The following is a 24,660-nucleotide window of genomic DNA, read 5'->3' on the forward strand; positions in this document are numbered from 1 at the left end:
GGCCCGGTATCCGTGCAGGTCAGCATGGGTGCAGCCGGGTGTTTCATGCCCCTGGCATATGACGTTCGAGCCATGTGGAACGTTGCAACCGGGGGCGCGGATTCCTCCGGAACGGCCCCGGGGCGCCCGCGTTGAGGTCATGATGGTGTCCATGGCGGGCCTGGAGGGTGTGGAACAGCCGCGACCGCACAGCGGTTCGACGGCGGCACGGTGGATGCCGACGATCGAGGACGAACAGGCGTTCAAGGCACTGGAGTTGTTCGGGAATCCGACGGAGGGAGAGGTCCGGCTCCCCTCGCGCCCGGAGTCCGCGGCCACCGCGCGCCGGCTCACCTCGTGCGTGGTGCTGCGCCAGTGGATGCTCTCCCCGCAGATCGCCGAGTACGCCGTACTGCTCGTCTCGGAGCTCGTGGGCAACGCCGTGCGGCACACCGGCGCCCGGGTCTTCGGGCTGCGGATGCTGCGCCGTCGCGGCTGGATCAGGGTCGAGGTGCGCGACCCCTCGCGCGGGCTGCCCTGTCTGATGCCGGTCCAGGAGATGGACATCAGCGGGCGGGGCCTCTTCCTCGTCGACAAGCTCTCCGACCGCTGGGGTGTGGACCTGCTGCCGCGCGGCAAGACCACCTGGTTCGAGATGCGGATCTCCGACCGCTGACCCCTCCCGGGGCGGCTCGGACGTGCGGAGGGCCCCGGGCACGCAGAAGCCCCCGGTCCGCCGTGGTGGGGCGCTTCGGGGGCTTCTGTGTGGGGGCCGTGAAATGGGGGGTGTGTTCACGGCCGCTTGTGACGACCTGGCTCGGGTCGGTGAGGTCGTGTCACCGACTATGGCAGACGGGCGACCTCTCCGCCAAAAGTGCAAAAAGGGCATGTCGCCGCTTAGTGGGGCATCTTTCGGTTGAATCGCAGGTGTGATGGGTCACTTGCCTACAAAAGCGTGAATACCTATGGGATCTGGCGAATGATTCATTCGCCGCATCCCTATGCCTTTATTGTTATATTTGTCGCATTTGGTGCCTAGTGTGTCTGTCCATGAACGCCTCCGACATCCCGGTGCACCGCCGCGGCGCCCTGCGCGCGGGAGCGGGGACCGTCCTCGCCGGCGCCCTCGCCACCGGATGCTCGGGCCGCGGCGGCGCCGGCACCCCCGCCGGAACCCTCCCCGCCGGCACCCCGGCCCGAGCCGTCACCGACGGGACGAGCCCGAAGAACCCGCGCACCGCCGCCCGCCCCGCCTCCCCGGGCCCCGCGCCGGGCCCGCGCCGCTTCCCCGGGCAGCCGGCGCAGATCGACCACGGCCCCCGCGACCGTGCCCGCGTCGCCCTCACCTTCCACGGCCAGGGCGACCCCGCCATCGCCCGCACCCTGCTCGCCCAGGCCGAACGGGCCCGTGCCCGGGTCACCGTCCTCGCCGTCGGCAGCTGGCTGGACGAGCACCCCGACCTGGCCCGCCGCATCCTCGACGGCGGCCACGAACTCGGCAACCACACCCAGCACCACACCGACATCTCCTCGATGGGCGAGGCCGAGGCGTACGCGGAGATCGACGAATGCGCCCGGCGGCTGCGCCGGCTCACCGGTTCCATCGGCACCTGGTTCCGGCCCTCGCGCGCCCGGGACGCCACCCCGCTCGTCCGGCGGCTGGCCGCCCGGGCGGGCTATCCGCACGTGCTCTCGTACGACGTGGACTCCCTCGACTTCACCTCTCCCGGCGCCGCGGCCGTGACCCGCAAGGTGGCCGGGGAGATCCGCAACGGATCGGTGGTGAGCCTGCACTTCGGCTACGCGGACACGGTCGCCGCGCTGCCCCTCCTCCTCACCGAAATCGACCGCCGCCGACTGCGCGCGGTGACGACCACGGAGCTGTTGACCTGATGCTTCCCTCCACCAAGCACACCACGGCCCTGCTCGGGGGCGTCCTGCTGGCCGTACTCTCCGGCTGCGGCGCACCGGCCGGAAAGTCGAACGTCCAGGCCGTCGGCAGCGAGGCCGCCGCCCCGCCCACCGCGTCGAGGAGCGCCGTCCCGCCCGTGGCGCCGGGGCTCGCCGGGATGCCCCCGGTGCTCGACGCCAAGGACGTCTACGCGGCCGACCGGCCGGGCCGGCTCTCGCCCGTCGTCAAGGACTTCCCGTCCCGGGTGTACGTCCCCAACACCAACTCCGACACCGTGTCCGTGATCGACCCGGCGACGTACAAGGTGATCAAGACGATCGAGGTCGGCCGCCAGCCGCAGCACGTCGTCCCGTCCTGGGACCTGAAGACCCTCTGGGTCAACAACGACATCGGCGACAGCCTCACCGCCATCGACCCGGCCACCGGGAAGACCGGCCCCACGGTGCCCGTCTCCGACCCGTACAACCTCTACTTCACCCCGGACGGCAAGTACGCCGTGGTGATGGCCTCGATGGACCGCGAACTGGTCTTCCGCGACGCCCACACCATGAAGACCGTCAAGACCGTCCCGGTCGACTGCGCGGGCGTCAACCACGCCGACTTCTCCACCGACGGCCGGTACTTCATCGTCTCCTGCGAGTTCTCCGGCGAACTCCTCAAGGTCGACACCGCGGCGATGAAGGTCGTCGAACAGCAGAAGCTGCCGCTGGAGGGCGCGATGCCGCAGGACGTGAAGCTGTCGCCCGACGGCGGGACCTTCTACATCGCGGACATGATCGCCGACGGGATCTGGGTGCTGGACGGGAAGAACTTCACCACCCCGAAGCTGCTGCGCACCGGCCGGGGCACCCACGGGCTCTACGTCAGCCGCGACTCCAAGGAGATGTACATCTCCAACCGCGGCGAGGGCACCATCTCCGTCTTCGACTTCGGGCGGCGCGAGCTGTCGAAGAAGTGGCGCCTGCCCGGCGGCGGCAGCCCCGACATGGGCGGGGTCTCGGCGGACGGCAAGGTCCTCTGGCTGAGCGGACGCTACGACGCCGAGGTGTACGCGATCGACACCGCCACCGGCAAGCAGCTCGCCCGCATCCCGGTCGGCAGCGGCCCGCACGGACTGGCCGTCTACCCGCAGCCCGGACGCTACTCCCTCGGCCACACCGGCGTCTTCCGCTGACGGCCGGGCCCCTTCGCCGGCAGCGCAGCCCGGACCGGACCGCCGCGCCCGGACCGGGCGGCGGGGCCGGATACCGGGCCGGACGCGACCGCCGGGCGCCGCGCCCGTTAATCTGACCTCCGTCAGTCAGGCAATGGGTCGGGCAATGACCAGGCATTACGAAGGGGCGGAACTGTGGCGGACATCGAGTCGGCGCGCACGGCATTCCAGCGGTTCGATCTGAACAACGACGGGCTGATCTCGGCCGCCGAGTACAAGAGCGTGATGGCTCAGCTCGGCGACCCCTACGTCACCGAGACGGTGGCCCAGGCCGTCATCAACTCGCACGACGCCAACGGCGACGGGCTGCTCACGTTCGACGAGTTCTGGGCGGCGCAGAACAAGGGCTGACGGCCCGGAGGACCCCCGGCCCACGGGCCCGGAAGGACCACGGGCCGGGGGCCGCCCGCGCCGTCCGTCAGGCCCCCTGCCGGTACGGCGCCCAGCCGCGCAGCTCCTCGTCGCGCGGGGCGTGCACCACGGCGGGCGCGCCGGGGCCGAACCCCATCACCGGGCGGGTGGCGTCCCAGCCCGGCCAGCCGGGATCGCCGCAGGCCGCGAACCGCACCCACGCCGCGTGCATCGCGTCCGCCAGCTCCTGCGGGGCGTCCGCCCCGGCCAGGGCGACCGCGTCGGGCCGGTCCAGGGTGTCGAAGACGAAGCCGATCTCCAGCGCGTGACAGGCGCCGAGCCGCAGCACCGGCGACGGCCAGCCGAACTCGTAGAGGTGGGTGCTCCCCGGGGCGCCGGTCCGGGCGTCGGCCAGCCGGTTCAGCGGGACCCGCAGCAGCAGGTCGGTGGCCAGCGCGCCCAGCAGCTCGCCCGGGGTGGCACCGGGCCGGTTCGCGCGGTAGGCCCGCTCCGTGGCACGCGGCACCCCGAACTTCAGCAGGGCCATCCGCAGCCCGATCCGGGACAGCCGCTCCGTGAGACCGCTCGGCACGAACCAGAGCCGGTACTCCTCGCTGTTCGAGCCCATCAGCAGATCGACGTCGTCCGCCGCGCCGTCCAGCAGCGCCTCCATCGGGTCGCGGGGCAGCAGATCGCCGTCCACCACGATCTGGAACGAGTTCCCGCCGGTCAGCGGGGAACCGCCGGCCGTCACCGCGCTCTGGGCGTCGAGCAGCCCGACCGGGTCCACCGCGGCCAGCGCCGCGGCCGTCGCAGGGACCCCGAGCCGCTTCGCGACCAGCTCCGTCGTGCGGCGGGCGTCCTCCGGCCGCAGGGCGTTCGGCGCCCCGCTCTGCAGCACCCCACGCCGGAACAGGCCCCTCGCCCGCGGGGCGGCCAGCAGGGCGGCGATGCCGACGGCCCCCGCCGACTCGCCGCACACCGTGACGAGGTCCGGATCGCCGCCGAACGCCGCGATGTTGTCCCGCACCCAGGCCAGCGCCGCGAGCTGGTCGAGCAGCCCCCGGTTGGCGGGCGCGTCCGGGAACACCCCGAACCCCTCGACCCCCAGCCGGTAGTTGACCGACACGAGGACCACGCCGTCACGGGCGAACGCCGCCCCGTCGTACAGCGACACGGCCGACGAGCCGTGCAGCAGCGAACCGCCGTGGATCCAGACGAGGACGGGCAGCCCGGTGCGGTCCGGGGCCGGGGTCCAGACGTTGAGGTTGAGGCAGCCGTCGCCCGGCACCTCGGGATCGGGCAGCAGCCGGTCCAGCGGCGGGGAGTACGGCCGTTTGGGCGCGGTCGGCCCGAACGCCACCGCCTCCCGCACGCCCTCCCAGGGCTCGGGCGGCTCCGGCGCCCGGAAACGGCGGGCGCCGACCGGCGCGGCCGCGTACGGGATGCCGCGGAAGACGTGGACGCCCTGCTCCAGCGTTCCGCGCACGGTTCCGTGGACCGTTTCCACCTGCGGCGACGACTCGTGATCGGGAGGGGGTGCGGCGGTCATGGATGGCTTCGGCCCTTCTGCGGTGCGGTGCGGGGTGGCGTGGTGCGGGGATCAGGAGGAGACGGCGGCTGTCAGCGCCCTCTTGAGCACCTTCCCGGTCGGGCCGAGCGGCAACGCCTCGGCGAACCGCACGATCCGCGGGTACTTGTGCCGTCCGAGCCGCTCCCGGGACCAGGCGATCACCTCCTGCTCCGTCACCCCGCCCGCGTCCGGGCGCACCACGACGACCGCGCAGATCTCCTCGCCGCGGGCCTCGTCCGGCACCCCGATCACGGCGACCTCCAGGACCGCCGGATGGCGCACGAGCACCTCCTCGACCTCGCGCGGGTAGACGTTGAAGCCGCCCCGGATGATCAGGTCCTTCTTCCGGTCGACGATGCTCAGGAAACCGTCCTCGTCCCGCACCCCCAGGTCCCCGGTGCGGAACCAGCCGTCGACCACCGCGGCGGCCGTCGCCACCGGGTCGTCGAGGTACCCCGCGAAGACGTTGTGGCCGCGCACCACCACCTCGCCGACCTCCCCGTCCGGCAGCAGCACCACGGTGTCCTCCGCCGCCGCGTCCGCGACACCGACCTCCACGCCCCGGACCGGATGCCCCACCGTGCCGGGGCGCCGGCCGGTCCGGGGCTGGTTGAAGGTGGCGACGGGGGAGGTCTCGGTCAGCCCGTAGCCCTCCAGGACCTGGGTCGCGAAGGTCTCCTCGAAGCGTTCGAGCACGGCCACGGGGAGCGCGGCGCCGCCCGAGACGGCCGCGCGCAGGACGGGCCGGGGCGCCGCGCCGGCCCGCCCCGCGGCGGCCTCGACGAGCGCGTGGTACATCGTCGGCACGCCCATGAAGACGCTCACGCCCTCGGTGGCCAGCAGCTCCAGGGCGCCCGCGCCGGTGAAGCGCGGCATGAGCACGAGCGCGGCCCCCGCCCGCAGCGTCGCGTTCATCGCACAGGTCTGCCCGTAGCTGTGGAACAGCGGCAGACAGCCCAGGACCACGTCGTCGGGGTTCAGTTCCAGCAGGTCGTCGGCGACCACCGACGCGTTCGTCACGATGTTGCGGTGGGTGAGCAGGGCCCCCTTCGGCCGCCCGGTCGTGCCGCTCGTGTAGAGGATCACGGCGACGTCCCGCGGCGCGGCGGGCTCCGGTTCGGCCAGCGGGGCACCGCCTTCCGGGACGCCGCGCACGGCCCGCACCCCCGCGGCCCGCGCCCCCTCCTCGGCCACCGGCCACAGCGCGCCGCCGCCGATCAGCAGGACGCAGCCGCTGTGCCGCAGCACGTACGCCACCTCCTCGGCCACCAGCAGCCCGTGCACCGGTACGACCGCGGCCCCGGCGGCGAGCGCCCCGTAGTACGCGTACAGGAAGTCCGCCGTGTTGGGCAGCAGCACCGCCACCCGGTCCCCGGGCCGCACCCCGGCCGCCCGCAGCGCGCCCGCGCGCTCCAGCACCCCGGCCCACAGCTCCCGGTAGGTGACCCGGGTGCCGGAATCGACCACGGCGACGCGGTCGGGGTGCCGGTGGACCGATGCGCCGAGTACGGCGGCGACGCTGAGGGACATGAGGAGCTCCAGGTGGCGGGAACACGGGGGCTGCACGGTTGCTGATCTCAGAATCGGCCGCCGCCCCGCCCGGCACAATGTGCAGGTGCCCACCGTGTGCCCGGTCCACCTGGGCAGTGGCCCCCCGGGGGCGCGCACGGCAAGGCAACCGCCTAACAGCACCCTGACGGGGACGGCGCTAGCCTTCCCGCATGCTGGACGAAACCGGAGCCCGCGACCCCCGCGCCGACGGCCGGTACGGCGCCGACGACGAGCTGCGCCGCGCCCTGGCCGCCGCGCTGCTGCCGGGGATCGACGACCTGACCCGGCGGGTCGTCGCCGACATCCACGCACACAGCGGCACCTACGCGTCGGGCACGCCCGTCAGCCGGGACGACCTGTGGGAGATCTGCCGCGACAACCTGCGACGGGCCCTGGAGGACTTCGGCGGACTGCCTCCCGGCCGGGAGGACTTCGAACACGCGGCGCGCGAGACGGGGCGGCGGCGCGCGGAGCAGGACGTGCCGCTGGACACCGTGCTCCAGGCGTACCGGCGCGGGGGCCGGGTGATGTGGCAGGTGATGGCCGAGCACCTGCGGGCGGCGCGGGCCGGACGGCCGGAGGACGCCGAGGGGGCCGGGGGCGTCGTGGCCGCCGCGGCGGCGGCCGGCCGGGACACCGAGCTGGACGTGGCGGGCGCCCTGTGGGAGACCATCGACCGCTACTCGCTGGCGATGGCGGAGTCGTACCGGCTGACCCGGCTGGAGATGCAGGGCCGTCAGGACACCCGCCGCGCCGCCCTCTTCGAGGCCCTGCTCGACGGGCGCGGGGACGACCCGGCGGTCGCCTCGGCGGCCTCCGCCGCGCTCGGGGTGCCGGTCCGGGACCGGTACGTGGTCGTCGCGGCGGCCCAGGACCCGGCGGCGGCGCCCAACCCCGGGGCCGCCCTGGAGAGCCACGGCATCTGGTCCTTCTGGCGGCCGAGATCGGGCCGGTACGAGGGGATCGTGCGGCTGGCCGCGGAGGAGTACGACGTACTGCTCGACCTGCTGCGCGAGCACACCGGCGCCACCGCGGGAGTGTCGCCGGAGTTCGCCCGGCTCGCCCGCGCGGGCCGGGCCCTGCGCCTGGCCGAACAGGCCCTGCGCACCCTTCCTGCCGGGAGCGGCGGGGCGGCGGCGTTCGACGACCGGCTGGCGGAGATCCTCCTCGTCGACCGCCCGGAGATCGCCGGGCGCATCGTCACCACGTACCTGGGCGCCGTCCTGGACACGGCGGCCGAACGCGACACGCTGCTCGGCACGCTCCGGGTCTGGCTCGACAGCGGCTGCTCGGCGGCGCGGGCCGCCGAGCAGCTCTACTGCCACCGCAACACCGTCCTCAACCGCATCGGCCGGATCGCCGAACTCACCGGCCGTTCCGCGGAGTCGGGCGAGGCCCGGCTGGGCTGGGCGCTGGCCCTCAGGGCGTTGCCGCCCAGGACGTGATCCGGGGCGTGGGGGGGGGGGGGGGGGGGGGGGGGGGGGGGGGCCCCCCCCCCCCCCCCCCCCCGTTCCGCTCAGGGCCTCTCGCTCGGATCGTGCCGGACCCGGCCCGGACGGGAGACCCCTGACCGGGTCATGCCGACCGGATGCCCGGCCGCCGCGTCAGATGCAGCAGATGGGACAGCGGGTGCCGATCGCGTAGCTGCTCGGAGAGGTGTAGGTGCCGCCGCCGATCTGCTGGGTCTGGTCGGGGGCCTCGGCGATGCGGAGGTCCAGGTCCAGGTCCAGGTCGGTGGCATCGTTGGTGAGAATCATTTCGGTGCGCATATGTCCCCCAGAGGGTCATCGAAGCGAACAAATGATTGGCTTACCAGGGCGTCCGTTCGACGCTCGCCTTCACACCCTTCACTGCGGCACCATCGCGCGGGGAGCCTGTTTCCGGACAACTGGGAGCGGCCGTGCCTCACCCCCTCCGGACACCGGAAACACGCCCCGCCCGCCCTGGGAAGGAGTTCCTTCCCCATCCCGCGCAATGGTCACGCCGCCCCGGAGGACGTGGTCCGGCCGCACGCCTCCCACCGGCATCCGGACGCCTCGGGGCATCTCGCGCATTCGGCGAATTCTCGCTCTTGTCCCCGGCCGCCCCGGCATTTGCCGCCGACGGGCTCCTGGGGAGATCGTCGACGAATCCGGGAATTCCGCCGCGGGGCGCGGACTCCGGCCCGTCGCGAGGGGACGGGACGCGACGCCCACCCCGCCGTCGGCGGCCGGTGCCCCCGGGTGCATCATTGCGTCGCCGACGGCCGTCACGGACGCCCGCCGGCCGAGCATCGGGGGTGGAGCACATGTCCGGCACCGGAGAACCGGCGGCACCGTCGGGACGTCCGCCGCAGGGCCCCTGGCCCGTACCGCCCCCTCCGCGACTCCGGATGCCGGTCTGGGGCGGCATCCTGCTGGGACTGTCCATCGGGGGGCTTCTCGTGCTCCTCGCCCCTCTGGTCCTGGTCACCCTGCTCCTCGTCCTGCGCGTCACGACCGCGGTCCCGCCGCCGGACGGGTCCCCGCTCGCACTGACCGCGAGCGAGCTGACGGGCACCTGGCAGGACGACCGCGGCGGGGTCCTCGTCCTCGCCGCGGACGGCACCTTCAGCACCACGGAGGTCTGCGGCGACTACTCGGACTTCGACGGAGACATCGGTTCCGGCTTCGACCTCCCGTCCAGGATGAGCGGCACCGGGGCGTGGGACTCCGACGACGGCTCGTACGGGGACGGCGCGACCGAGGTCACCCTCGACTTCGTCCCCGGGTACGCCGGCCAGGACGTCAGCGGCTTCCTGGAGGCCAGGGGCACCCGCGACTCCCCCGTCCTGTGGAGCTACGTCGGCGACCCCGACAGCGGGGTCCTCTGCGTGCTCGAAAAGGTGGACCGGCCGTAGGGCCGGCCCGTACCCCACGTGACCGAACCCACCCCCCACTCCGTTCGAACTCCCGCGAGAATGAACCCGTGATCACTTCGCCGCCACGGAGCACCCACCGACGCGCCGAGCCCGCGGCGACGCCGTACGTCGATCTGTCCCGCGCCGAATGGAGCGCCCTGCGCGACAAGACCCCGCTGCCGCTGAGCGCCGACGAGGTCGAGCGGCTGCGCGGCCTCGGGGACGTCATCGACCTCGACGAGGTACGGGACGTCTACCTGCCGCTCTCCCGTCTCCTCAACCTCTACGTCCAGGCCACCTCGGGCCTGCGCGGCGCGCTGAACACCTTCCTCGGGGACGCCGGGAACGGCCACGGCGAGCAGCGCGGCACCCCGTTCGTCATAGGCGTCGCGGGCAGCGTCGCGGTCGGCAAGTCCACCACCGCGCGCATCCTCCAGGCACTGCTGGCCCGCTGGCCCGAGCACCCGCGCGTCGAGCTGGTGACCACCGACGGCTTCCTGCTGTCGATGAAGGAGCTGCGGGCCCGCGGCCTGATGTCCCGCAAGGGCTTCCCCGAGTCGTACGACCGGCGGGCCCTGACCCGTTTCGTCGCCGACATCAAGGCCGGCAAGGACGAGGTGACGGCGCCCGTCTACTCGCACCTGATCTACGACATCGTCCCGGACGAGCGGCTCAGCGTGCGCCGCCCCGACATCCTGATCGTCGAGGGGCTCAACGTCCTCCAGCCCGCGCTGCCCGGCAAGGACGGCCGGACCAGGGTCGGGCTCGCCGACTACTTCGACTTCAGCGTGTACGTGGACGCGCGCACCGAGGACATCGAGACCTGGTACCTCAACCGCTTCCGCAAGCTGCGCGACACCGCGTTCCAGGACCCGTCCTCGTACTTCCGCAAGTACACCCAGGTCTCCGAGGAGGAGGCCATGGAGTACGCGGCGACGATGTGGCGGACCATCAACAAGCCGAACCTGGTGGAGAACGTCGCACCCACCCGGGGCCGTGCCACCCTGGTGCTGCGCAAGGGCCCGGACCACAAGGTCCAGCGGCTGTCCCTGCGCAAGCTCTGAGCCCCTTCCCCCGCTCTCTTCCCGCCGTCCTCGCCCCCGGGAGCGCCCGCGTGCTGCATCTGCGTCTGATCGTCCCCTCCGGCCGCACGGACGAGGTGCTCCGCCTGGTGGAGAACACCGTCGGCACGACGCACCTCGTGGTGATGACGGGGGCCGCCCGCGACCCCGTCGGCGACCTGGTCCTGTGCGACGTGGCCCGTGAGGCGGGCGACGGGCTGATCTCCGCGCTGCGCGGGCTGGGCATCGACGAGTCCGGTTCGATCACCGTCGAGAACATGGACCTGACGCTCTCCGCGCACGCCGACCGGGCCGAGGAGGCCGCCCCGGGCGAGGGCGCGGACGCGGTGCTGTGGGAGGAGCTGACGGAGGCGACCCACGAGGAGTCGACGTTCAGCGTCACGTACGTGGCGTTCCTCGCGGTCGCGACGATGCTCGCCGCCTGCGGTGTGATGCTCGACAACGCGATCCTGATCGTGGGCGCGATGGCGGTCGGCCCGGAGTTCGGCCCGCTGGCCGGGATCTCCACCGCCCTGGTGCAACGCGCGCCCCGGCCGGCGCTGCGGTCCCTGTACGCGCTGGTCGGCGGCTTCGCCGTCGCGATGGTGCTGACGGCCGGGTTCGCCTGGCTGATGGACTCCTTCGGGCTGTTCGCCCGCTCGATGATCGAGGGGGAGCGTCCCAACACGGCGTTCATCTGGAAGCCGGACGCGATGTCGTTCGTGGTGGCGTTCCTGGCCGGGATCGCCGGGACGCTCTCGCTCACCTCGGCGAAGTCCGGGGCGCTGATCGGGGTCGCCATCTCGGTGACGACCGTGCCGGCGGCGGCCAACGCGGCGGTGGCGTTCAGCTACAGCGACTACGGCCAGATGTGGGGCTCCTCGGCCCAGCTGATGGCCAACCTCGGCGGGATCGTGGTCGCGGGCACCCTGACGCTGCTGGTCCAGCGGACCCTGTGGGCGGCCCGCCACCGCCGGACGGGCCCGTCCGGCGACCGGGACCGGAAGAGGACCGGCGACCGCCCCTGAGGAACCGGCCGCCGGGGGCGGAAGACCGCCGGGGCGGAAGGCCGCGAACGGAAAAGGCCGTCCCGCGATCCCCCGGCGGTCGGGAATCGCGGGACGGCCCCGGTCCGTGCGGCGGCGGTCAGCCGAGCGCGCACTTCACCACGTCGGCGAGCCGCTCGGCGACGGCCCGCGCCTGCTCGATGTCGGCCGCCTCGACCATGACCCGCACCAGCGGCTCGGTGCCCGACTGGCGCAGCAGCACGCGCCCGGTGGAGCCCAGCTCGCGCTCGGCCTCGGCGACGGCCTCGGCGATCTCCGGGGAGGTCCCGACCCGGGACTTGTCCACGTCGGGGACGTTGATCAGCAGCTGCGGCAGCCGCTGCATGACCCCGGCCAGGTCGGCGAGCGTACGGCCGGTGGCGGCGACCCGGGCCGCCAGCAGCAGGCCGGTCAGCGTGCCGTCGCCGGTCGTGGCGTGGTCCAGGACGATGACGTGGCCGGACTGCTCGCCGCCCAGCGCGTAGCCCTCGGCCTTCATCGACTCCAGCACGTAGCGGTCGCCGACGGCGGTCTGGACGAGCCGGATGCCCTCCCGCTCCATCGCGATCTTGAAGCCGAGGTTGGACATGACCGTGCCGACCACGGTGTCCTTGCGCAGCTGCCCGGCCTCGCGCATGGCGAGGGCCAGGACGGAGAGGATCTGGTCGCCGTCGACCTCCTCACCGGAGGCGTCCACCGCCAGGCAGCGGTCGGCGTCGCCGTCGTGCGCGATGCCGAAGTCGGCGCCGTGCTCGACGACGGCGGCCTTCAGCGGCTCCAGATGGGTGGAACCGCAGCCGTCGTTGATGTTCAGGCCGGTCGGGTCGGCCCCGATCGTGATCACCTCGGCGCCGGCCCGGGCGAATGCCTCCGGCGAGACGCGGGCGGCGGCCCCGTGCGCCTCGTCGAGCACCACCTTCAGCCCGTCGAGCCGGTTCGGCAGGACCGCGACGAGGTGGGCCACGTAACGGTCGAAGCCCTCCGTGTACTCGGTGACGCGCCCCACACCGGCACCGGTCGGGCGCTCCCACGGCTCACCGGTGCGGTGCTGCTCGTAGAGCGACTCGATCCGGTCCTCCAGCTCGTCGGAGAGCTTGTGACCGCCGCGGGCGATGAACTTGACACCGTTGTCCGGCATGGAGTTGTGGCTCGCCGAGAGCATCACGCCGAGGTCGGCCCCCAGCGCGCCGGTGAGGTACGCCACCGCGGGGGTGGGCAGCACACCGACCCGCAGGACGTCCACGCCCGCGCTGGCGAGGCCGGCCACGATCGCGGCCTCCAGGAATTCCCCGGAGGCCCGTGGGTCACGGCCCACCACGGCCGTCGGCCGGGCGCCGTCGGCGGCGCTCCCCTCGGTGAGCACGTGCGCCGCGGCCACCGAGAGGCCGAGCGCCAGCTCCGCCGTCAGATCCGCATTGGCGACACCGCGCACGCCGTCCGTGCCGAAGAGTCGTCCCACTGGTGTCCTCCGAAGATGCTCCGAAACCGCAAACCAAACCGACCAAAGCAATGCAACACAACGACACAATGCGCACAACACCGCGCATCGAACGCCGAGCAACACAACGTCACGCAAACAAGACTATGAACGTCTTATGCCGTTATACGCCCGGAGGTGTCGATAAACGAACGCCCCGGCAGCACGAGGTGTGCCGCCGGGGCGTGCGCGTAAAGCAGATGAGCAGGCGGTTTAGCGCTTGCTGTACTGCGGGGCCTTACGGGCCTTCTTGAGACCGGCCTTCTTGCGCTCGACCGCACGGTCGTCGCGGGAGAGGAAGCCGGCCTTCTTCAGCGTGGGACGGTTGTTGTCCACGTCGGCCTCGTTCAGCGCACGGGCCACGCCGAGGCGCAGGGCACCGGCCTGACCCGAGACGCCGCCACCCGAGATGCGGGCGATGACGTCGTAGCGGTTGTCGAGCTCGAGCACCTTGAAGGGCTCGTTGACTTCCTGCTGGTGCACCTTGTTGGGGAAGTAGTCCTCAAGGGTGCGACCGTTGATCTTCCACTTGCCGGTGCCCGGAACGATCCGGACGCGGGCGATGGCGTTCTTCCGACGGCCAAGGCCGGCGGCGGGCTGCGGGTCGCCGAAGCGGGACGCCAGCGACTCGCTGGTGTACTCGCCCTCGACGGGAACCTCGGACTCGAAGGTGGTGACCTCGGCGAAGACCTCTTCGCCCTCGGTGCCCTCGACGGGGTTCTCAACAGTGGTCTCGGCCACGATTCTCCTCAGATCTTTCTTTTGGTCTTAGGGGGAGGCCGGAACTACTGCGCGACCTGGGTGATCTCGAACGGGACCGGCTGCTGAGCAGCGTGCGGGTGCTGGTCGCCCGCGTAGACCTTGAGCTTCGAGAGCATCTGGCGGCCCAGGCTGTTCTTGGGGATCATGCCCTTGATGGCCTTCTCGACGGCCTTCTCGGGGCTCTTGGCGAGCAGCTCGTCGTAACGGACGGAGCGCAGACCACCCGGGAACCCGGAGTGGCGGTACGCCATCTTCTGGGTCTTCTTGTTGCCGGACAGGTGAACCTTGTCGGCGTTGATGATGATGACGAAGTCGCCCATGTCCATGTGGGGGGCGTAGATCGCCTTGTGCTTACCGCGGAGAAGGTTCGCAGCCGTGGTGGCCAGACGACCCAGGACGATGTCCTGAGCGTCGATGATGTGCCACTGGCGAGTGACATCGCCGGGCTTGGGGCTGTACGTACGCACTTCGTAGCCTTCGCTTCTTCAGTGGATGGGGTCCATACACACGACACCTCTGAAGCGATCATGCAGCTGGGGCTCACAGTGCCGGGACGCTGCCCGTATGCGAGCCACTGGTAACTGCTCCAGAGAACTTACGCAAGGGCTCCCGGTGTGAGAACACGTAGCCCATATGCATAACAGCAGTCGACATTACCCGCCCCGCCCCGGGCGGGTCAAAACGCGGGGCCGGGGCCGGCCGCCTCCGCCGCCCGCCCCGGCCCCGCCGCTCCCGGGAGCCCTACCGCGCCCGCTCCACCCGGCGCTCGTCCCACACCGGCTCCCGCGTCTCGCGCACGACCCCGTCGGAGCCGAAGACCAGATAGCGGTCGAAGGACTTCGCGAACCAGCGGTCGTGCGTGACGGCCAGCACCGTCCCCTCGTACGCCTCCAGCCCGTCCTGGAGCGCCTCGGCCGACTCCAGGTCGAGGTTGTCCGTGGGCTCGTCGAGCAGCAGCGCGGTCGTGCCGGCCAGCTCCAGGAGCAGGATCTGGAAACGGGCCTGCTGACCGCCGGACAGCTTCTCGAAGGGCTGGTCGCCCTGCCGCTCCAGCTCGTAGCGGCGCAGCACGGACATCGCGGCGCCGCGGTCCCTGGCATGCTCGGTCCACAGGATCTCGACGAGCGTGTGCCCCAGCAGCTCCGGGTGGGCGTGGGTCTGCGCGAAGTGTCCCGGCACGACCCGCGCCCCGAGCTTCCACCGCCCCGTGTGCGCCACCGGCTCGCCCGCCAGGAGACGCAGGAAGTGCGACTTTCCGGAGCCGTTCGAACCGAGGACGGCGACCCGTTCCCCGTAGAAGACCTCCAGGTCGAACGGCTTCATCAGCCCGGTCAGCTCAAGGTTCTCGCAGGTCACCGCCCGCACCCCGGTCCGGCCGCCGCGCAGCCGCATCCTGATGTCCTGCTCGCGCGGCGGCTCCGGCGGCGGGCCCGCGTCCTCGAACTTCTTGAAGCGGGTCTGCATCGCCCGGTAGCGGGACGCCATGTCGGGGCTGTTCGCCGCCTGCTGCCGGAGCCGGAGGACCAGCGCCTTCAGCCGGGCGTGCTCCTCCTCCCAGCGCCGCAGCAGCTCCTCGAACCGGGCGAACCGGTCCTTGCGCGCCTGGTGGTACGTGTCGAAGCCGCCACCGTGCACCCATACGTCGCTGCCCGCCGGACTGGGCTCCACGCTGACGATCTTCTCGGCGGCGCGGGCCAGCAGCTCGCGGTCGTGGGAGACGAACAGGACCGTCTTGCGGGTCTCCTTCAGCCGCTCCTCCAGCCACCGCTTGCCGGGCACGTCGAGGTAGTTGTCCGGCTCGTCGAGCAGCAGCACCTCGTCGGGCCCGCGCAGCAGCGCCTCCAGCACCAGCCGCTTCTGCTCACCGCCGGACAGGGTGCGCACCTCGCGCCACTGCGCCTTCTCGTACGGGACGCCGAGCGCGGCCGTGGTGCACATGTCCCAGACGGTCTCGGCCTCGTACCCGCGGGCCTCCGCCCAGTCGCTCAGGGCCTGCGCGTACTTCATCTGCGCGGCCTCGTCGTCGACCGTGAGGATCAGCTCCTCGGCCCGGTCGACCGCCAGGGCCGCCTCCCGGATGCGGGGCTGGGAGACGGAGACCAGCAGGTCCCGGACCGTGCGCTCGTCCCGCACCGAGCCCACGAACTGCGGCATCACCCCGAGCCCGCCGCTCACCGAGACGGTGCCGCCGTGCGGCTGGATCTCCCCGGAGAGCAGCCGCAGCAGGGTCGTCTTCCCGGCGCCGTTGGCCCCCACGAGGGCGACCACCGCCCCGTCCGCCACCCTGAACGAGGCATCACCGAGCAGTACCCGCCCATCCGGTAGGTAGTACTCAAGGTGGCCTGCTTCGAGATGTCCCATGCAGAGCATTGTCACGGCCCGCGAAGCCGTGCCCAACCGGTTTACGCTCCGTTCGCCGCCGTGACCGGGGGGCACATTAGGATTCGCCGCATGAGCTTTGGGCATGGGGGGCCCTCCTGGGGGCCCGGGGACGCACAGACCCCTGACTGGGCAGCACTGGCCGACGCCTCGGCCGCACGCAACCGACGCAAGAAGTGGCTGCTGATCGGCGGCGGGGTCCTCGCCACCGCGGCGGTCGGCGCGATCGTGGCCACGGCGGTGATCTCGACCGACGAGAACAACCGCTCCGCCGGGTCCGGCAAGCACGCGAGCGAACTGCCCGCGCCGTCCGACCTGCCGACCGAGACCGCCGAACCCGAACCGTCCTTCTCCTCGGTGGCGCCACCGCCCCCGCCGAACCCGAAGGACTACATATCCAGCGGGAAGAAGGACCGGGCGCCGATCACCGCCGACTCCTTCTTCCCCGGCAAGAAACTGACGATGGGCGACCGCGGCTACGTCAAGGGCGCGACCCAGCAGACCAAGAACTGCGCCGCCACCACCAAGGGCGCACTCGGCTCGATCCTCGTGAACAACGGCTGCCAGCAGGTGATCCGGGCGACGTACAGCAAGGACGGCGTCGCCGCCACCATCGGGATCGCGGTCTTCGAGACGGAGGCACGGGCCAAGAAGGCGGCCCGGCAGGCGTCCGGCAGCATCGCCACCCTGAGCGGCGCGGGAGTGCCCGCCTTCTGCCCGGCCGGCTCCGTCTGCCGCCGCACCGCCAACTCCTACGGCCGTTACGCCTACTTCGCCATCAGCGGGTTCACCAACGGCAAGAGCGTCACCACCGCCGACAAGAACGTCTACACCACCGGCAACGACCTGACGAACTTCACGTTCCGCCAGATCCACCACCGCGGCGAGCTCCAGGCGTCGGCGGCGGCGACCGCGGCCACCGGCTGACGCGACCGGGAACCCACGTGCGCCTTCCGTTCCTCCTCACCCTCCCCCGCGTACTGCGCCACAGCGCCGCCGTCGGCGCCGACCTGCCGCCGGACGAGGCGGTCGTCGTCGACGCCCCGGACCCCGCGCTGCGCGCCGCCCTGACCTCGGCCGCCCGGGGCGACCACGGCCCCGCCCGCACCCTGCTCGCCGCGACCCGGGAGCACGCCCAGTGGGAGCTGAGGGACGGCTACGTCTCCCGCCTCTCCTCGGCCGCCCTGCACAACCCCGGCTGGCTGGACGCCTGGCAGGCCGAACTCCCCGACGACCCGGACGCGGCCCTGGTCGACGCGGCCCTGCGGATCGACCGGGCGTGGGAGATCCGCACCGCGGACCGCGCCGACCAGGTCTCGCGCGATCAGTTCCGGGCCTTCTTCGCGCTCCTGGAGGACGCCGTCCCGGTGATCGGCCGGGCCGCGGAGCTCAACCCCGCCGACCCCGTGCCGTGGCGCATCGCCCTGACCCACGCGGTGGGCAGCCAGGCCCCCCGCCCGGTCTTCGACGACTACTGGGCCCAGGTCATGGCCCGCGACCCGCACCACTACGGGTGCCACGCCGCGGCCCTGCAGTACCTGTGCGCGAAGTGGCACGGCTCGCACGAGGAGATGTTCGGCTTCGCCGAGGGCGCCGCCGACACCGCCCCGCCCGGCTCGAAGCTGCACGCGCTGCCGCTGTTCGCGGCGCTGGAGTACGCGGTCCTGTCGTCCGGGGCGCCGGACGAAGGACCCGACCCGCACGCGCACCGCGTCGACGCCGCGGTCGCCCGCGCCCTGGACCTCTCCGCCGCGTACGGGCCGGGCAGCCCGGAGGCGGCCGGTTTCCGCAACTGCCTCGTCCTGATGCTGCTGCGCGCGGAGCGCTGGGAGGAGGCGCTCGAAGCCTTCCGCTCCATCGGCGCCCGCGCGACCAGGTACCCCTGGGCGTACCTGGGCGACGACCCGCGCCAGGAGTTCCTGGACACCCGCTCCGGCGTCCGGGTGCACCTGGCGGCGCGGACCCCGTTCTTCGGCCGCCCCGCCCCCTCCGCCGCCGCCCCCGGCCCCGCCCCCGAGTGGGCACCGGGGGCGCCCTGCGCGGTCGCGATCGCCGCGGCCCGCCCGGCGGACGTGGCCCAGGCGGCGCTGGTCTGCGGCGTCTCGCTGCGCACCGCGCCGGCCACCGACACCCACACCTACGTCGAGGCCGTCGCCGACGCCCGGCCCGCCAAGCGCTCGCTGCTGTCAACCGAGGACCCGCTGACCACGGCGGCCGACAACTTCACCACCGGCGAGAAGTGGCCCACGCTGGTGCTGCGCCGCACGCCCGAGCGCTGCGGATTCACCCTGTTCCTCAAGGGCCGCCCCCTGGCCGCCCACGAGTGGGACGCCGCCGCCCCGGCCCCCGACCACACCGCGGTCACCGCCACGGCCGAGGCCCTCTCCCACGCCTTCGCCCTCGACGACCCCCGCCCGCTGGCGCACGTACTGCGCTCCACCGGCGACCCGCCCCGCCACCAGGCGGACCTGCTGGCCGCGCTGTCCCTGCCCCCGCTCCCGCCGGGCTTCGGCGACCGCCCCGAGGTCCTCGGCACCCTCCCCGGCGCCCGGGTCCTCGCCCGCCGCGGCCTGCTGGCCGGGGTGCGCTCCACGCTGATCACGCCGGACGGCGCCCATCCGGCACCCCCCGGCTCCCGGGAACCGCGCGGGGCGGGCTGGTGGCTGCTGCGCGTGCTGGGCCTGCTGCTGTTCACCGCCGCCGCCGTGCTCGGCTGGTCACCCCCGGAGGTCCGCCCGGTCCGCGGTACGGCGGCCGCCCTGGTGGCCCTCTACCTGGCGGTCCGGCTGGTACGGGCCTGGCGGTGGCGAAGGACCCGCGGCGCGGCCGCCGTTGCCCCGGACGAGCCCCCGGCCCCGGTGAACCCACCCGGACCGCAACGGACCTGACCCCCGCTCAGCAGCAGCCCGCCCCGGGCAGGGTGCGCACATTGCGCGCCTGCACGGCCCGTTCGGCCAGCAACTCGTCGGCGGGGTAGGCGACTTCCTCCAGCGTCAGCCCGTGCGGGCGCACCACGTGCACCCCGGGGTCCCGCACCCCGGCCGCGAGGACCTGCGCGGGCCACTCGGCCGGGCGGCGCCCGTCACCGACGAAGAGCGCCGCGCCGATCAGCGCCCGGACCATGTTGTGGCAGAACGCGTCGGCCTGGACCGTCGCCGTCAGGATGCCGCTCGCCCCGTCCCGCACCCAACTCAGCTTCTGCAGCGTGCGGATGGTCGTCGCACCCTCGCGCTTCTTGCAGTACGCGGCGAAGTCGTGCTCCCCCGTCATCCGGGCGGCGGCCGCGTTCATCGCGTCGACGTCCAACGGCCGGTCGTGCCACAGCACATGCCCCCGCAGCAGGGGGTCCACCCCGCCGGGGCGGTCGCAGACCCGGTACGCGTACCGCCGCCACAGCGCCGAGAAACGGGCGTTGAACCCGTCGGCCGCCGGAGCGATCCGCCAGATCCGCACATCGGGCGCCATCCGCCCGGCCATCCGCCGCAGCAGCTTGTCCCCGTGCTCCTCCCACACCTCGGCCGGCAGGTCGACGTGGGCGACCTGCCCCCGGGCGTGCACCCCGGCGTCGGTACGCCCGGCGACCGTCAGGTCGTACGTCCGCCCCGACCGGGTCACGGTCCGCAGCGCGTCCTCGATCTCCCCCTGGACGGTCCGCCGCCCGGTCTGCTTGGCCCAGCCCGAGAAGTCCTTGCCGTCGTACGCCAGGTCCAGCCGCAGCCGCACGGAGCCGGGCTCCACTTCGTCACTCACCCCAGGGTCCTTTACTACCGGTGCGTGCAGGTACATCAGGTGCATACGGAACGGGCCCGCACCGCCCCGAAGGGTGATGCGGGCCCGTCCTGCGGTCTCAGAACGCTCAGGCGTCCTTGGACTCGGCGTCGGCGTCGGCCGGCTTGGCGTCCTCGACGGCCTCGGTCTCGGCGGCGTCCTTCTTGAGGGCGTCCTCCTTGACCGCACGCTTGGTGGCGGCCTCGGCCTCACCGGTGGCCTGCTGCGCCACGGTCAGCGCCTCGACCAGCTCGATGACGGCCATCGGGGCGTTGTCGCCACGACGGTTGCCGATCTTGGTGATGCGGGTGTAACCACCGGGGCGGTTCTCGTACCGCGGGGCGATCTCGGTGAAGAGCGTGTGGACGACGCCCTTGTCCGTGATCGACTGCAGCACCAGGCGACGGTTGTGGATGTCGCCCTTCTTCGCCTTGGTGATGAAGCGCTCGGCGACCGGACGCAGGCGGCGGGCCTTGGCCTCGGTCGTGGTGATGCGGCCGTGCTCGAACAGCGACTTCGCGAGGTTGTTGAGAAGAAGCTTCTCGTGCGCGGCGCTGCCGCCCAGACGAGCACCCTTGGCGGGCTTCGGCATGGTGTTTCTCCTTGTGTGCTGCACCGGCCGTATCAGGTACCGGTGTCAGTTCCCGGACGGCGGTCGCCACCCGGAAGATCAGAAGTCCGCCGGTCGCACTCGAAATCCGTCATCAGCGGAAGATCGAGCCCGTCCGGCGGTCGAGGACAGAGCCTCACTCCGGTCCGGGGCGCCCCTCACCAGGAAGGGCACCCCGGCCGGAGGCGAATCAGTACTGCTCGGTCTCGACGAAACCGGCGTCCGCGTCGTCGTCGGCGCCGAAGGCGTCGGCGGCGGCGGTCGGGTCGAATCCGGGCGGGCTGTCCTTGAGCGCCAGGCCCATGCCGGCCAGCTTCGCCTTGACCTCGTCGATCGACTTCGCACCGAAGTTGCGGATGTCGAGCAGGTCGGCCTCGGAGCGGGCGACGAGCTCACCCACGGAGTGGATGCCCTCGCGCTTGAGGCAGTTGTAGGAGCGGACCGTGAGCTCCAGCTCCTCGATCGGCAGCGCCAGGTCGGCGGCGAGCGCGGCGTCCGTCGGGGACGGGCCCATGTCGATGCCCTCGGCGTCGATGTTGAGCTCGCGCGCCAGGCCGAACAGCTCGACCAGGGTCTTGCCGGCCGAGGCCATGGCGTCGCGCGGACGCATGGCCTGCTTGGTCTCGACGTCGACGATCAGCTTGTCGAAGTCGGTGCGCTGCTCGACACGGGTCGCCTCGACCTTGTAGGTGACCTTGAGCACCGGCGAGTAGATGGAGTCGACCGGAATGCGGCCGATCTCCTGGCCCACCTGCTTGTTCTGGACGGCGGAGACGTAGCCGCGACCGCGCTCGACGGTCAGCTCCATCTCCAGCTTGCCCTTGCCGTTGAGCGTGGCCAGGACCAGGTCCGGGTTGTGGACCTCGACACCGGCCGGCGGGGCGATGTCGGCAGCGGTGACCAGGCCGGGGCCCTGCTTGCGCAGGTACATCACGACCGGCTCGTCGTGCTCCGAGGAGACGACCAGCTGCTTGATGTTGAGGATGAGGTCGGTGACGTCCTCCTTGACGCCCGGCACGGTGGTGAACTCGTGCAGGACACCGTCGATCCGGATGCTGGTGACGGCGGCACCGGGGATCGAGGAGAGGAGCGTGCGGCGGAGCGAGTTGCCGAGGGTGTAGCCGAAGCCCGGCTCCAGCGGCTCGATGACGAACCGGGAGCGGAACTCGTCGACGACCTCTTCGGTCAGCGACGGACGCTGAGCGATAAGCATGTGGAGATCCTTCAGTCGTGGGCACCCACTATTTGATGCCCGACAGATGAAACAAGGATACGGGCGGCATGCCCCCGGAAGGGACATACCGCCCGGATCCGCGTCACTGACGCACGGTCGTCACCGACCGTGACGGATCAGACGCGACGACGCTTCGGCGGACGGCAGCCGTTGTGCGGCGTCGGGGTGACGTCCTGGATCGAGCCGACCTCCAGGCCGGTGGCCTGGAGCGAACGGATCGCGGTCTCGCGGCCGGAGCCCGGACCCTTCACGAAGACGTCAACCTTGCGCATGCCGTGCTCCTGCGCGCGGCGGGCGGCCGACTCGGCGGCCATCTGCGCGGCGAAGGGGGTGGACTTGCGCGAGCCCTTGAAGCCGACGTGGCCGGCGGAGGCCCAGGAGATCACGTTGCCCGAGGGGTCCGTGATCGAGACGATGGTGTTGTTGAACGTGCTCTTGATGTGCGCGTGGCCGTGAGCGACGTTCTTCTTTTCCTTGCGACGCACCTTCTTGGTAGCGCCCTGACGACCCTTGGGGGGCATGTCTTGACTCCAGATGGAGAGGGGAGGTGATCGGTCCTACAGCGAAGACCGCTGGTTGCTGCGGGTTCCGGTGGTCCGGACGTCCGCAGTGCGTCCGCTGAGGACTACTTCTTGCCCGGCTTCTTCTTACCGGCGATCGCGCGACGCGGGCCCTTGCGGGTACGAGCGTTCGTGCTGGTGCGCTGACCGTGGACCGGCAGGCCACGGCGGTGACGCAGACCCTGGTAGCAGCCGATCTCGACCTTGCGGCGGATGTCGGCCTGGATCTCGCGGCGGAGGTCACCCTCGGTGCGGAGGTTGGCGTCCACGTACTCGCGGATCTTGACCAGGTCCTCTTCGGCCAGGTCGCGAACGCGGGTGTTCGGGTTCACGTCGGTGGCGGCGAGGATCTCCTTGGACCGGGTGCGCCCGATGCCGAAGACGTAGGTGAGGGCGACTTCCACACGCTTTTCGCGCGGGATGTCAACACCTGAAACGCGTGCCATGCAATGGCTCCAGTTGTCATTTCGGGGGTCTTCCGCAGTGCCGCTCCCGGCCGCCGACCCCTCCTGGGAGAGGTGGTACGTCCGGGTCCCCGGCCCCCGCCGGAGGTGTCGTCAGCCGAAGCTTGGACGGACTCTGCGTATGTACGGTGTTACGTGCGTCGCGCGAAGTGCTGCGAGATGCAGGGGGTCGTGCGTCAGCCCTGGCGCTGCTTGTGGCGCAGGTTGTCGCAGATGACCATGACCCGGCCGTGACGGCGGATCACCTTGCACTTGTCGCAGATCTTCTTGACGCTCGGCTTGACCTTCATGGGATGTCAGGTTCTCCGGGTCAGTGCCATCACCGCGCCGAGGCGGGTGCAGGCAAGATCTACTTGTAGCGGTAGACGATCCGGCCACGCGTCAGGTCGTACGGGGAGAGCTCCACGACGACCCGGTCATCCGGAAGGATTCGGATGTAGTGCATCCGCATCTTGCCGCTGATGTGCGCGAGGACCTTGTGACCGTTCTGGAGTTCCACCTTGAACATGGCGTTCGGGAGGGACTCGATCACGGTGCCCTCAATTTCGATGGCACCTTGCTTCTTGGCCACGCTTCGCCTTTCGAATCGGCTACCTTGATCGACTTCCGTCATCGCATGTGGAATGTGGACACACTGATGCACGAGAGCCGACGAGTCAGTCTACGTCAGCGGACCTCAAAAGACGAATCCGTCAAGTTTGCCCAGCCGAGGAGATCCTTAGACCTTCGCAAGCGGGTCAAATCCACCCCGCGGCCCCCGTCGGCCCCTCGGCCCACACGTTCCCCGCGGGCCCCACCGCCGGTACCGGTACCGGACCGGGCCGCGGCTCAGCCGAGCGGGTCCGGGGCCGCCTCGATGCCGTACTGCGCCAGCTTCGCCCGGCCGCAGTCGGGGGCGGTCAGGACCAGGGGGCCCTGCTCGGTGAGGGCGATCGAGTGCTCCCAGTGGGAGGACCAGGTGCCGTCCGTCGTGATGACGGTCCAGTCGTCCTGAAGCACCTCGGTCCGCGCCGTGCCCAGCGAGACCATCGGCTCGATGGCCAGGCAGACGCCGGGGACCAGCTTGATGCCCTTGCCGCGCTTGCGGGCGACGTAGTTCAGCAGGTGCGGGTCCATGTGCATCTCGGTGCCGATGCCGTGGCCGCCGTAGTCCTCGATGATCCCGTACTTGCCGGTGGCGGGGCGGGGCTGGCGGTGGATGTAGGTCTCGATCGCCCTGGAGATGTCCACGAGCCGGTTGTTCACCTTCATCGCGGCGATGCCGGCCCACATCGATTCCTCGGTGACCCGGGACAGCTCGACCAGTTCCGGGGCGTGACCGGTGCCGACGAAGGCGGTGTACGCGGCGTCGCCGTGCCAGCCGTCGACGATGGCTCCGGCGTCGATGGAGATGATGTCGCCGTCCTTGAGGACGGTCTTGTCGTCCGGGATGCCGTGGACGACGACCTCGTTGACCGAGGTGCAGATCGTCGCGGGGAAACCGCCGTATCCGAGGAAGTTCGACTTGGCGCCGTGGTCGGCGATCACCTTGCGGGCGACCTGGTCCAGGTCGCGCGTGGTGGCGCCGGGCACCGCCGCCTCACGGGTGGCCGCGTGAATGGCAGCGACCACCAGCCCTGCCTCGCGCATCTTCGCGATCTGCTCGGGGGTCTTGATCTGCACCATTGCGCGGCGCCTCTCTGCGTCGGACTGCATCGGACCGTGGTCGGGGGATGCGGCGTACCGGGACAACGATACGGCGCAAGCAGTCGGGGGGGGGGGGGGGGGGGGGGGGGGGGGGGGGGGGGGGGGGGGGGGGGGGGGGGGGGGGGGGGGGGGGGGGGGGGGGGGGGGGGGGGGGGG

General features: G+C 71.9%; 25 protein-coding genes. 10 read left to right on the forward strand and 15 right to left on the reverse strand.

The window, feature by feature from the left end; genetic code table 11:
• The first annotated feature begins 139 nt into the window (after window positions 1-139).
• From ACFYW1_RS12570 to ACFYW1_RS12585, 4 genes are all read left to right on the forward strand, one after another.
• Window positions 140-655, forward strand: a complete 516-nt coding sequence (locus tag ACFYW1_RS12570; RefSeq protein ID WP_388990725.1) for an ATP-binding protein — start codon at window positions 140-142, stop codon at window positions 653-655.
• Between the two features lie 374 nt (window positions 656-1,029).
• Window positions 1,030-1,872, forward strand: coding sequence for a polysaccharide deacetylase family protein (locus ACFYW1_RS12575; protein ID WP_388990727.1), 843 nt, complete (start codon window positions 1,030-1,032; stop codon window positions 1,870-1,872).
• Window positions 1,872-3,065, forward strand: coding sequence for a hypothetical protein (locus tag ACFYW1_RS12580; RefSeq protein WP_388990729.1), 1,194 nt, complete (start codon window positions 1,872-1,874; stop codon window positions 3,063-3,065). Before ACFYW1_RS12575 ends, ACFYW1_RS12580 begins: the two co-directional genes overlap by 1 nt.
• A gap of 174 nt (window positions 3,066-3,239) precedes the next feature.
• The gene (locus ACFYW1_RS12585) at window positions 3,240-3,455 is read left to right on the forward strand and encodes an EF-hand domain-containing protein (RefSeq protein ID WP_283854128.1); all 216 of its coding nucleotides are present in this window, start codon (window positions 3,240-3,242) and stop codon (window positions 3,453-3,455) included.
• A gap of 67 nt (window positions 3,456-3,522) precedes the next feature.
• On the opposite strand, the gene ACFYW1_RS12590 is transcribed toward ACFYW1_RS12585, so the two are convergent.
• Entirely contained in the window at window positions 3,523-5,007 is a 1,485-nt protein-coding gene (locus ACFYW1_RS12590; protein WP_388990731.1) for a carboxylesterase/lipase family protein, read from the reverse strand.
• 51 nt (window positions 5,008-5,058) lie between these two features.
• A complete protein-coding gene (locus ACFYW1_RS12595) occupies window positions 5,059-6,558 on the reverse strand; it encodes a long-chain fatty acid--CoA ligase (protein WP_388990733.1) in 1,500 nt (499 codons plus the stop codon).
• Between the two features lie 191 nt (window positions 6,559-6,749).
• On the opposite strand from ACFYW1_RS12595, the gene ACFYW1_RS12600 reads away from it, so the two are divergent.
• Window positions 6,750-8,024 carry a PucR family transcriptional regulator gene (locus ACFYW1_RS12600; protein WP_388990735.1) on the forward strand — a complete coding sequence of 425 codons (1,275 nt, stop codon included), beginning with the start codon at window positions 6,750-6,752 and terminating at the stop codon, window positions 8,022-8,024.
• A 159-nt stretch (window positions 8,025-8,183) separates the two neighbouring features.
• Here ACFYW1_RS12600 and lanA read toward each other — a convergent pair whose 3' ends face one another.
• On the reverse strand, window positions 8,184-8,336 hold the full coding sequence (gene lanA / locus ACFYW1_RS12605; protein WP_388990737.1) for an SCO0268 family class II lanthipeptide: 153 nt from the start codon (window positions 8,334-8,336) through the stop codon (window positions 8,184-8,186).
• Window positions 8,337-8,866: 530 nt separating this feature from the next.
• Between lanA and ACFYW1_RS12610 the strand changes: the two genes are divergently transcribed.
• The 3 genes from ACFYW1_RS12610 (at window position 8,867) to ACFYW1_RS12620 (ending at window position 11,546) form a co-directional block, all read left to right on the forward strand.
• A complete protein-coding gene (locus tag ACFYW1_RS12610; RefSeq protein ID WP_388990739.1) occupies window positions 8,867-9,457 on the forward strand; it encodes a hypothetical protein in 591 nt (196 codons plus the stop codon).
• Window positions 9,458-9,525: 68 nt separating this feature from the next.
• Entirely contained in the window at window positions 9,526-10,521 is a 996-nt protein-coding gene (gene coaA, locus ACFYW1_RS12615) for a type I pantothenate kinase (protein WP_388990741.1), read from the forward strand.
• A gap of 50 nt (window positions 10,522-10,571) precedes the next feature.
• A complete protein-coding gene (locus ACFYW1_RS12620; protein WP_388990743.1) occupies window positions 10,572-11,546 on the forward strand; it encodes a DUF389 domain-containing protein in 975 nt (324 codons plus the stop codon).
• A 118-nt stretch (window positions 11,547-11,664) separates the two neighbouring features.
• Here the strand turns inward: ACFYW1_RS12620 and glmM are convergent, their stop codons facing one another.
• The 4 genes from glmM to ACFYW1_RS12640 form a co-directional block, all read right to left on the reverse strand.
• Complete coding sequence (gene glmM, locus ACFYW1_RS12625) at window positions 11,665-13,023, reverse strand: phosphoglucosamine mutase (protein WP_388990745.1); 1,359 nt, start codon at window positions 13,021-13,023, stop codon at window positions 11,665-11,667.
• 231 nt (window positions 13,024-13,254) lie between these two features.
• Window positions 13,255-13,782, reverse strand: a complete 528-nt coding sequence (gene rpsI, locus ACFYW1_RS12630; protein ID WP_072486701.1) for a 30S ribosomal protein S9 — start codon at window positions 13,780-13,782, stop codon at window positions 13,255-13,257.
• Window positions 13,783-13,826: 44 nt separating this feature from the next.
• Window positions 13,827-14,270: a 50S ribosomal protein L13 gene (gene rplM, locus ACFYW1_RS12635; protein WP_148838718.1), complete on the reverse strand. Its 444-nt coding sequence runs from the start codon at window positions 14,268-14,270 to the stop codon at window positions 13,827-13,829.
• 274 nt (window positions 14,271-14,544) lie between these two features.
• A complete protein-coding gene (locus tag ACFYW1_RS12640; RefSeq protein WP_388990799.1) occupies window positions 14,545-16,173 on the reverse strand; it encodes an ABC-F family ATP-binding cassette domain-containing protein in 1,629 nt (542 codons plus the stop codon).
• 81 nt (window positions 16,174-16,254) lie between these two features.
• Between ACFYW1_RS12640 and ACFYW1_RS12645 the strand changes: the two genes are divergently transcribed.
• Entirely contained in the window at window positions 16,255-17,109 is an 855-nt protein-coding gene (locus ACFYW1_RS12645; RefSeq protein ID WP_388990748.1) for a hypothetical protein, read from the forward strand.
• A 17-nt stretch (window positions 17,110-17,126) separates the two neighbouring features.
• Window positions 17,127-19,070 carry a hypothetical protein gene (locus tag ACFYW1_RS12650; protein ID WP_388990750.1) on the forward strand — a complete coding sequence of 648 codons (1,944 nt, stop codon included), beginning with the start codon at window positions 17,127-17,129 and terminating at the stop codon, window positions 19,068-19,070.
• 7 nt (window positions 19,071-19,077) lie between these two features.
• On the opposite strand, the gene truA is transcribed toward ACFYW1_RS12650, so the two are convergent.
• The 8 genes from truA to map form a co-directional block, all read right to left on the reverse strand.
• A complete protein-coding gene (gene truA / locus ACFYW1_RS12655; protein ID WP_388990752.1) occupies window positions 19,078-19,932 on the reverse strand; it encodes a tRNA pseudouridine(38-40) synthase TruA in 855 nt (284 codons plus the stop codon).
• A gap of 106 nt (window positions 19,933-20,038) precedes the next feature.
• Window positions 20,039-20,542: a 50S ribosomal protein L17 gene (gene rplQ / locus ACFYW1_RS12660; RefSeq protein WP_388990755.1), complete on the reverse strand. Its 504-nt coding sequence runs from the start codon at window positions 20,540-20,542 to the stop codon at window positions 20,039-20,041.
• Between the two features lie 208 nt (window positions 20,543-20,750).
• Window positions 20,751-21,773 carry a DNA-directed RNA polymerase subunit alpha gene (locus tag ACFYW1_RS12665; protein ID WP_003966937.1) on the reverse strand — a complete coding sequence of 341 codons (1,023 nt, stop codon included), beginning with the start codon at window positions 21,771-21,773 and terminating at the stop codon, window positions 20,751-20,753.
• A 137-nt stretch (window positions 21,774-21,910) separates the two neighbouring features.
• Window positions 21,911-22,315, reverse strand: a complete 405-nt coding sequence (rpsK, locus tag ACFYW1_RS12670; RefSeq protein ID WP_125496499.1) for a 30S ribosomal protein S11 — start codon at window positions 22,313-22,315, stop codon at window positions 21,911-21,913.
• Window positions 22,316-22,419: 104 nt separating this feature from the next.
• Window positions 22,420-22,800 carry a 30S ribosomal protein S13 gene (gene rpsM / locus ACFYW1_RS12675; RefSeq protein WP_148838713.1) on the reverse strand — a complete coding sequence of 127 codons (381 nt, stop codon included), beginning with the start codon at window positions 22,798-22,800 and terminating at the stop codon, window positions 22,420-22,422.
• 194 nt (window positions 22,801-22,994) lie between these two features.
• Entirely contained in the window at window positions 22,995-23,108 is a 114-nt protein-coding gene (rpmJ, locus tag ACFYW1_RS12680) for a 50S ribosomal protein L36 (RefSeq protein ID WP_003956441.1), read from the reverse strand.
• Window positions 23,109-23,167: 59 nt separating this feature from the next.
• Entirely contained in the window at window positions 23,168-23,389 is a 222-nt protein-coding gene (gene infA, locus ACFYW1_RS12685; RefSeq protein WP_003956442.1) for a translation initiation factor IF-1, read from the reverse strand.
• Between the two features lie 257 nt (window positions 23,390-23,646).
• Window positions 23,647-24,483 carry a type I methionyl aminopeptidase gene (gene map / locus ACFYW1_RS12690; RefSeq protein WP_388990760.1) on the reverse strand — a complete coding sequence of 279 codons (837 nt, stop codon included), beginning with the start codon at window positions 24,481-24,483 and terminating at the stop codon, window positions 23,647-23,649.
• Window positions 24,484-24,660 lie beyond the last annotated feature (177 nt).

Source organism: Streptomyces sp. NPDC002669, from assembly GCF_042889165.1.
GTDB lineage: Bacteria > Actinomycetota > Actinomycetes > Streptomycetales > Streptomycetaceae > Streptomyces.